At 53.2% G+C, this 8,862-nt stretch carries 6 protein-coding genes and 1 pseudogene; all 7 read right to left on the reverse strand.

Translation table 11 applies throughout. The annotated features are described in order from the left end of the window. Window positions 1-554: pseudogene (locus tag KQJ18_RS18740) on the reverse strand (hypothetical protein); the annotation flags it as partial. Beyond that, window positions 551-1,531: a hypothetical protein gene (locus KQJ18_RS18745; RefSeq protein ID WP_038642952.1), complete on the reverse strand. Its 981-nt coding sequence runs from the start codon at window positions 1,529-1,531 to the stop codon at window positions 551-553. The pseudogene KQJ18_RS18740 and the gene KQJ18_RS18745, both read right to left, overlap by 4 nt. Window positions 1,532-1,734: 203 nt before the next feature. Beyond that, window positions 1,735-2,547 carry a sugar-phosphatase gene (gene yidA, locus KQJ18_RS18750; RefSeq protein ID WP_216422486.1) on the reverse strand — a complete coding sequence of 271 codons (813 nt, stop codon included), beginning with the start codon at window positions 2,545-2,547 and terminating at the stop codon, window positions 1,735-1,737. Between the two features lie 211 nt (window positions 2,548-2,758). Next, window positions 2,759-5,173 carry a DNA topoisomerase (ATP-hydrolyzing) subunit B gene (gene gyrB / locus KQJ18_RS18755; protein WP_006687741.1) on the reverse strand — a complete coding sequence of 805 codons (2,415 nt, stop codon included), beginning with the start codon at window positions 5,171-5,173 and terminating at the stop codon, window positions 2,759-2,761. 28 nt (window positions 5,174-5,201) lie between these two features. After that, window positions 5,202-6,275 (reverse strand): DNA replication/repair protein RecF, encoded by a 1,074-nt coding sequence (recF, locus tag KQJ18_RS18760; RefSeq protein WP_069323651.1) that lies wholly within the window; start codon window positions 6,273-6,275, stop codon window positions 5,202-5,204. 197 nt (window positions 6,276-6,472) lie between these two features. Further along, the gene (dnaN, locus tag KQJ18_RS18765) at window positions 6,473-7,573 is read right to left on the reverse strand and encodes a DNA polymerase III subunit beta (protein ID WP_005121477.1); all 1,101 of its coding nucleotides are present in this window, start codon (window positions 7,571-7,573) and stop codon (window positions 6,473-6,475) included. A 4-nt stretch (window positions 7,574-7,577) separates the two neighbouring features. Further along, a partial coding sequence (gene dnaA, locus KQJ18_RS18770) for a chromosomal replication initiator protein DnaA (protein ID WP_216422488.1) occupies window positions 7,578-8,862 on the reverse strand: 1,285 nt, incomplete at its 5' end.

Consider the following 8,862-nt stretch of genomic DNA (forward strand, 5'->3'; position numbering starts at 1 on the left):
GGATCATTACCATCCATTTGCGCAGCATGTTGCGCGTTCAGCGACCAGCCGACGCCCAGATAGATATTAGGCGCTACCCGACGATATAACGTGGGGTGCAGATCCAGATCCTGAGCCGTATATTGCTGTTTCTGGCTGTCTTTATCTCCGGCACTAAATCCCTGCCCCCAGTACCAGGTTGGCGTATCGGTTAATGCGCCATTGAGAAAGAAACGCCAGCGATCGTCGGCAAAAAAAGCATAATTTTGCATAGTGACGCCGAAAGCGCCCGTTGAGCTAAAGTAGCCGCTGAGGGTCAGCGTCGAGTTCTGACTCACCGTGTCGTTTGGGTCTGGGCGATACATTCCCACCACCGCGGTACCTATCCCCAACCCCAGCTCCGGAGTGTAAAACGGCCCCGGCATTACGCCCCAATCGATACCTTTGCTGGCGTTAAAGTTATCGCTGGCGCCCAGTGTATTCAGCCAGCCGTCAACTTCGTCGCGGGTCGGTAATTCTGCCTGCGCAATGCAGGCGAACAGACTCACCAACAACAAGAAAGCGAGGCGGATCAAAAGCGGTACTCTCCAGCCATGAAAAAGCTGTTACGGTCGGCAAAGCCAATTTCGGTCGTCACGTTAAAGTTTCGGGTCAATTCATACTGCGCCCCAACCAGTACGTTCCAGGGGGATTGCAGATGCTGTTTAACGTCGAAACGGCCATTGCCGTCCTTATTCGCGATATCCACCATTTTCTGCAGCGTCTCAGACGGCATATTGAGATCGCTAAGGCTACCCCTGAATTCTTGCTGCACGTCCTGATACATACTGCCAATCCACAGATTCAGCTTGCCGGACGGCAAGTACAGTGCTTCCACACCCGGGGTGGTAAAGCGATAACCGACTCGCGGAGAAACCGTGAAGGCATCAATACTACCGTCAAGAATGTCAAACTGCGTCTGAGTATAATTGGCATCAAAAGCCGTAAACCAGTTACCCACACCGCCCACCAGTGTCGTCCCCACACCGTAGGTCGTGCCTTTAAAGTCGAGCTGAAACGCCAGGTTTTGCAAATTGTCTGGCGTGTGAACTTTGCGTGGACCTTTAATGCCTACACCAATCTGCGAAACGGAGTGACCGTCGGTATAGCCCACCAGGCCATAGACGTTCATAAACGGCAGCAGCCAGGCATCCAGTTTCAGGGTTTCTGTTTTGCTTCTCTCGCGCGTATTGCCAACGTTAATTTTGAATGCGTTATCCAGCGAATGACCCCCCAAAGAAAGGCCATTAAAGTTAATACTGTCTACATTAATATTCTGCCTGATATTCATGTAGTTAATATTCACACCAAACGGCTCAGGCAGGTCGTAACCACGTTTACGCGCCTCGTCACCTAAAAAGGGCAAAACGGAGTGGCTTGCAGCAGGTTTAGTCGCCGGTTTTACCGGCAAAGAAGCGGCCTGACCATCATCCTGATAATCATACAAAGGTGTTAACGTTGAGCCAGAATCCGTCGCAGCACAGGCTTGAAAAATCAAACAGGAAGACGTCATCAACACCAGGCGAATGCTTGTGTTAGTCATAAGAAAACATAGTTGCAGGCAGGAACCGCCTGAATATAAAAGAAGGTGGGAGAGTATAGAAGTTGCGTACTAAATGGGGGGATTAATGTGCGGTTTCACATCTGATAATACAAACGTGATTTTTATAACATTCTTAATGTTTTATGCCTGGCCGAAGCCAGGCATAACGCACATCAGGAGAGGACGTACTTCTCAATGGCCCAGGCAACACCGTCTTCCAGATTAGATTTCGTCACAAAGTTGGCGATCTCTTTCACCGTTGGAATGGCGTTATCCATCGCAACGCCCACGCCGGCGTATTCAATCATCGCGATGTCGTTTTCCTGATCGCCAATCGCCATAACCTCTTCGGCTTTAATTCCCAACGCATCGGCCAGCGATTTTACGCCAGTCCCTTTGTTGACGCGTTTATCAAGGATTTCGAGGAAGTACGGCGCACTTTTCAGCACGGTGTACTTTTCTTTCACTTCCGCCGGAATGCGCGAGATGGCCTTGTCGAGGATCTCCGGCTCATCAATCATCATCACTTTCAGGAACTGGGTCGCCGGATCCATTTTTTCAACCTCACAGAACACCAGCGGAATCGTCGCGACAAACGATTCATGCACCGTGTAATAACTGATATCACGGTTAGCGGTATACAACGTGTTGCGATCGAGCGCGTGGAAATGCGAGCCAACTTCCCGGGAGAGTTGCTCCAGATAGCGATAATCATCATAGCTCAGCGCGGTTTGCGCCACAGTACTGCCATCGCCTGCTTTCTGCACCAGCGCACCGTTGTAGGTAATGCAGTAGTCACCGGGTTGTTCCATGTGCAGTTCTTTCAGATAGCTGTGAACGCCGGCATACGGGCGTCCCGTGGTCAGCACTACGTTAACGCCACGCGCGCGTGCCGCGGCAATTGCCGTTTTGACTGCAGGTGAAATGGTGTGATCGGGCAGCAGAAGTGTGCCATCCATGTCGATAGCAATAAGTTTGATAGCCATGAGTTCCCCGGATTAAATGAGTCCGCCCTCATGCTAACGCGATTCCGCTCAAAAAACAGCTACGAAAAGGAGGATAGAAAGGGGAATCAAGATTCCCCTTTTGTGGTTCGGTTGTAGACAGAAAAGGTCTAAGCCGCCATCCGGCAAAAACAAAAAACTGCCTGATGGCGCTCCGCTTATCAGGCCTACAGGAGCAGGCCCGGGATACACGTCAGATATCGATGTTCGCCGCTTTCAGGGCGTTTTCTTCGATAAATGCGCGGCGTGGTTCGACGGCATCGCCCATCAGGGTAGTGAACAGTTGGTCAGCGGCAATCGCATCCTTCACAGTAACGCGCAACATGCGACGGCTTTCCGGATCCATGGTCGTTTCCCACAGCTGTTCCGGGTTCATCTCGCCCAGACCTTTATAACGCTGAATAGCGAGACCGCGACGAGACTCTTTCTGCAGCCATTCCAGCGCCTGCTCAAAGCTGGCCACCGGCTGGCGACGCTCGCCACGTTCGATAAACGCATCGTCTTCGATCAGCCCGCGCAACTTCTCACCGAGCGTGCAAATACGATGGTACTCGCCACCGGTCACAAACTCGTGATCCAGCACATAGTCGGTATCCACACCGTGAGTACGTACGCGTACAATCGGCTCAAACAGATTCTGCTCTGCGTTATGGTGAACATCAAACTTCCACAGGCTACCGTGCTGTTCTTTTTCGTTCAGCTCGGTAATCAGCGCGTTAACCCAACGGGTAACGTTCTGTTCGTTCGCCAAATCAGCTTCCGGCAGCGTCGGTTGATAAACCAGCTCTTTCAGCAGCGCTTTCGGGAAACGACGTTCCATACGGCCAATCATTTTCTGCGTCGCGTTGTATTCAGAAACCAGTTTCTCTAACGACTCACCTGAAAGGGCAGGCGCACTGGCGTTGGTGTGCAGCGTTGCGCCATCCAGAGCGATAGAGATCTGGTATTGATCCATCGCTTCATCGTCTTTGATGTACTGTTCCTGCTTGCCTTTCTTCACTTTGTACAGCGGCGGCTGCGCAATGTAAACGTGGCCGCGTTCAACGATTTCCGGCATCTGACGATAGAAGAAGGTCAACAGCAGCGTACGGATATGCGAGCCGTCGACGTCCGCATCGGTCATGATGATGATGCTGTGATAACGCAGTTTGTCCGGGTTGTACTCGTCGCGACCAATGCCGCAGCCGAGCGCGGTAATCAGCGTCGCCACTTCCTGTGAGGAGAGCATTTTGTCGAAACGCGCTTTCTCGACGTTAAGGATTTTACCCTTCAGCGGCAGAATCGCCTGGTTCTTACGGTTACGCCCCTGCTTCGCAGAGCCGCCCGCGGAGTCCCCTTCCACCAGGTACAGTTCAGACAGCGCCGGGTCGCGTTCCTGACAGTCCGCCAGCTTGCCCGGCAGACCGGCTAAGTCCAGCGCGCCTTTACGACGGGTCATTTCACGCGCGCGACGTGCTGCTTCACGGGCACGGGCCGCATCGATAATCTTGCCGACGACGATTTTCGCGTCAGACGGGTTTTCCAGCAGGTATTCGCTCAGCAGTTCGTTCATCTGCTGTTCAACCGCCGATTTCACCTCAGAGGAGACCAGTTTGTCTTTGGTCTGCGAGGAGAATTTCGGGTCCGGCACTTTCACGGAAACCACCGCAATCAGGCCTTCACGGGCATCGTCACCGGTGGCGCTGACTTTGGCTTTTTTGCTGTAGCCTTCTTTGTCCATGTAGGCGTTCAGGGTACGGGTCATCGCCGCACGGAAGCCTGCAAGGTGAGTCCCGCCGTCACGCTGCGGAATGTTGTTGGTGAAGCAGTAGATATTTTCCTGGAAGCCGTCGTTCCACTGCAGCGCAACTTCAACGCCTATACCGTCTTTTTCGGTGGAGAAGTAGAAGATATTCGGGTGGATCGGCGTTTTGTTTTTGTTGAGATATTCAACAAACGCCTTAATGCCGCCTTCGTAGTGGAAATGATCTTCTTTGCCGTCGCGCTTATCGCGCAGACGAATAGAGACGCCAGAGTTCAGGAATGACAGCTCGCGCAGACGCTTCGCCAGAATGTCGTATTCGAACTCGGTCACGTTAGTGAAGGTTTCATGGCTTGGCCAGAAACGGACCTGTGTACCCGTTACTTCCGTTTCGCCTGTTACCGCCAGCGGCGCCTGCGGCACACCATGCACGTAAGTTTGCTGATGCACTTTGCCTTCACGACGAATCACCAGCTCCAGTTTCTGCGACAGGGCGTTAACGACGGAGACACCTACGCCGTGCAAACCACCGGAAACTTTATAGGAATTATCATCGAATTTACCGCCTGCGTGCAGAACAGTCATGATAACTTCCGCCGCCGAAACGCCCTCTTCCGGGTGAATACCGGTTGGGATACCACGGCCATCATCGGTAACAGACACGGAGTTGTCCGCGTGAATCGTTACCACGATATCTTTACAGTGACCCGCGAGCGCTTCGTCGATAGCGTTATCTACCACCTCGAATACCATGTGGTGCAGACCGGTGCCGTCATCCGTGTCGCCGATATACATACCCGGGCGCTTACGCACCGCATCCAGCCCTTTCAGGACTTTGATACTGGAGGAGTCATAAGAATTCGACATCAACGTTTCTCGCTCATTTTATCTTGGGTTAATCCGTTATTTTACCCTTTTCCACGGTAAACATCTTCGAATTTTCATCGGACATGTCTATAACGTGTTCAGCGCTGATTGCGCTGACAAAGACCTGAGATTGCGTGGCTTTTAAGCGGCTGGCCAGCAGCCCGCGACGCGCATCATCCAGTTCAGAGGCAAAATCATCTATCAGGTACAGGCAGCGCCGTCCGCTTTCACGGGTCAGGAACTCCCCTTGCGCCAGACGTAAGGCGCACATTAGCAGTTTTAGCTGCCCACGCGACAACGTGTCTTCTACCGGCGCACCGTCGGCACGAATGCGGAAATCCGCCTTATGCGGGCCGTGTGCGGTGTAGGTCAACATGCGATCGCGTTCAAAACTGCGTTCCAGCACCTCGGCATAATCTGTCTCCTTCTCCCAACCACGCTGGAAAGAGAACGAGAGAGAAAACTCGGGAAGAAACTGCTGGCAGGTATCCGCCATATCCTGCGCGATACCCGCGCTGTACTCCGCGCGCCAGGTGCTGATTTGTTCCGCCAGCGGAATAAGTTCTCTATCCCACGGGCGCAGTTGCTCATAACGACTCACCTGGCGCAGTGCCGCATTGCGCTGCTTGAGCAGTCGCTTCAGGTTGCTCCAGGCGGTGAAAAATCCGGCTTCATTGTGAAAGCATCCCCAGTCAAGAAATGCTCTTCTGTATTTGGGGCCGCCGTTGAGTAAAGTAAACCCCTCTGGCGTGATCAGCTGCATCGGCATCAGGTGCGCCAGTTCAGCGACCTTGTGCCCGTCAGTGCCGTCAATGCGCACTTTGCTGTCGCCCAGTTTGTCTTTCGTCAGACCAATCGATGTCTCGCGCTCTTCTCCCTGTAATCGTCCGTGTAAAACAAACGACTCCTGCTCGTGGCGAATCACGCGGCCAATCTGCAAACTGCGAAACGCCCGGCCATGGCCGAGCGTATAGATGGCTTCCAGCACACTGGTTTTGCCGCTGCCGTTCGCGCCAACCAGGAAGTTAAAGCCGGGGGATAAAGCGAGATCCGCATTTTCAATATTGCGGAAATCTTTGATTAGCAGTCGGGATAGCGACATATCAACTCATAACCAGGGCGTTATCGTCGCAGTTAGTCTGGTTACGGCCAGCGCACAGCAACCGGAGCGTACTGAAGTACGTGAGGATTGCTCGCTGCGCTCGCCCTTCGGGCCGTCCATAGGACGTCCAAAATACTTCGTATTTTGTGCGAGCACTGCCCGGAACCAGAATAACAAGTAAGATAGCCCGATATTCTTTACAAGCGCATAGGCATGACGACATAGGCTGCGGATTGGCTGGCCGCATCTTCAATCTGTACGCTCGATACGGAATCGGTCAGCAAAATACGCACGTTCTCGCACTTCAGCGCGTTCAGAACGTCAAGCACGTAGCTCACGTTAAAACCGATTTCCAGTTCTGTACCAGGATAGGAGACATCCAGAATTTCTTCTGCTTCTTCCTGCTCCGGGTTGTTGGCGGTGATTTTGAGCTGATTTTCGCTGACATACAGACGCACGCCGCGGAATTTCTCGTTAGAAAGAATTGCCGCACGGGCAAACGCCTGTTTAAGGATATCGCAACCGGCTTCCAGATGTTTGTCCGGATTCTTCGGCAATACGCGGCGATAATCCGGGAAACGGCCATCAACCAGCTTGGAGGTGAAGATGAAATCGCCCACGTGCGCACGAATGTTGTTGCTGCCAATCTGCACGCGCAGCGGGTTGTCACCGCCGTCGAGCATACGCATCAGTTCAATCACGCCTTTACGCGGTACGATCACCGAATGGCTGGGCAACGGCTGACCGACAGGCATTGAACAAACCGCCAGACGGTGACCGTCGGTCGCCACGGTACGCAGCTCTTCCCCTTCGGTTTCAAACAGCATGCCGTTTAAGTAGTAACGCACGTCCTGATGCGCCATCGAAAACTGCGTGGCTTCAATCAGGCGCTTCATCGTGGCCTGCGGCAGGGTGAATTCGACTTCGCTCTGCCAGTCATCCAGATTAGGGAAGTCGGCGGCAGGCAGCGTGGACAGCGAGAAACGGCTGCGACCAGAGCGTACCAGCATGCGGTCGCCTTCCAGTTGAACGGCAATTTCCGCGCCTTCCGGCAATCCGCGGCAAATGTCGAAGAATTTACGCGCCGGAACGGTAGTAGCACCAGGTTCATGAGGCTGGATCAACGCCACGCGCGCCACCATCTCCATTTCGAGATCGGTACCAGTCAGAGAAAGCGCACCGTCAGCGACCTGCAGCAGCAGGTTTCCGAGGATCGGCAGTGTAGGACGTCCACCCAGCGGGCCGCTGACCTGCTGAAGCGGTTTTAATAAATGTTCACGTTCAACGGTAAATTTCATAGCGTCACGAAGATAATGTTCTGATTAAATTGGAGAAATCTTCTTTAATATCATGGCTTTCTTCACGCAACTGCTCAATCTTGCGGCAGGCATGAAGCACGGTAGTATGGTCACGCCCACCAAACGCGTCGCCAATTTCCGGCAGACTGTGGTTAGTGAGCTCTTTTGCCAGCGCCATCGCCATCTGGCGCGGACGAGCTACCGAGCGAGATCGACGCTTTGACAGCAGATCCGCAATTTTGATTTTGTAATACTCCGCCACCGTCTTCTGAATATTGTCGATGGTGACCAACTTTTCCTGCAAAGCCAGCAGATCGCGCAGCGCTTCGCGCACGAAATCGATGGTAATCGCCCGGCCGGTAAAATTGGCGTTGGCGATCACGCGGTTCAGTGCGCCTTCCAGTTCACGCACGTTAGAGCGTAGACGCTTGGCAATAAAGAACGCCACTTCACCCGGCAGACGAATGTCGTTTTCGTCAGCTTTTTTCATCAGGATCGCCACGCGGGTTTCCAGCTCAGGCGGTTCGATCGCAACAGTCAGCCCCCAGCCAAAGCGGGATTTCAGTCGATCTTCAACGCCATTGATCTCCTTCGGATAACGATCCGACGTCAGGATGATCTGCTGATTACCTTCCAGCAGGGCGTTGAAGGTGTGGAAGAATTCTTCCTGCGAGCGCTCTTTGTTGGCAAAGAACTGGATGTCATCGATCAGCAGCGCGTCGACGGAGCGGTAGTAGCGTTTAAACTCTTCGATCGCATTGTTTTGCAGAGCTTTAACCATGTCCTGCACAAAACGCTCGGAGTGCATATACACCACTTTCGCGTTCGGTTTACGCGCCATAATGCCGTTACCGACAGCATGCAACAGGTGGGTTTTACCCAGACCCGTACCACCATAAAGGAATAACGGATTGTAGGCGCCGCCAGGGTTATCCGCCACCTGACGTGCCGCCGCGCGCGCCAGTTGGTTAGATTTACCTTCAACGAAGTTATCAAACGTATGTTTGACGTTGACGTTAGAGCGATAGGTAGGTTCTGCCGGAGCCGGGACGTTGTCCCAACCAGGGCGCGCCGCAGGAGCAGCACGTTGCGGTTGTACCTGTTGCGCCACATGGGCAGGCGCGACAACGTTATTTACCGGCGTCTTCAGCGTTTGCGTGACGGGTTTAGTTCCGACCTCAAAGCGCAGCTGTGGGGCATCCGCTCCACAGAAGTTATTTAGTAATCCATTAATATTATTAAGGTATTTGTCCCTTACCCAATCGAGCACAAAACGGTTTGGCGCATAC

Source organism: Citrobacter sp. S55_ASV_140 (assembly GCF_018919505.1).
Classification (GTDB): domain Bacteria; phylum Pseudomonadota; class Gammaproteobacteria; order Enterobacterales; family Enterobacteriaceae; genus Citrobacter; species Citrobacter werkmanii.

What these genes read in the sequence shown, in the direction of transcription:
- KQJ18_RS18745 (WP_038642952.1), bottom strand. Translation starts at nt 1,531, where the DNA reads ATGACGTCTTCCTGTTTGATTTTTCAAGCCTGTGCTGCGACGGATTCT.
- yidA (WP_216422486.1), bottom strand. Translation starts at nt 2,547, where the DNA reads ATGGCTATCAAACTTATTGCTATCGACATGGATGGCACACTTCTGCTG.
- gyrB (WP_006687741.1), bottom strand. Translation starts at nt 5,173, where the DNA reads ATGTCGAATTCTTATGACTCCTCCAGTATCAAAGTCCTGAAAGGGCTG.
- recF (WP_069323651.1), bottom strand. Translation starts at nt 6,275, where the DNA reads ATGTCGCTATCCCGACTGCTAATCAAAGATTTCCGCAATATTGAAAAT.
- dnaN (WP_005121477.1), bottom strand. Translation starts at nt 7,573, where the DNA reads ATGAAATTTACCGTTGAACGTGAACATTTATTAAAACCGCTTCAGCAG.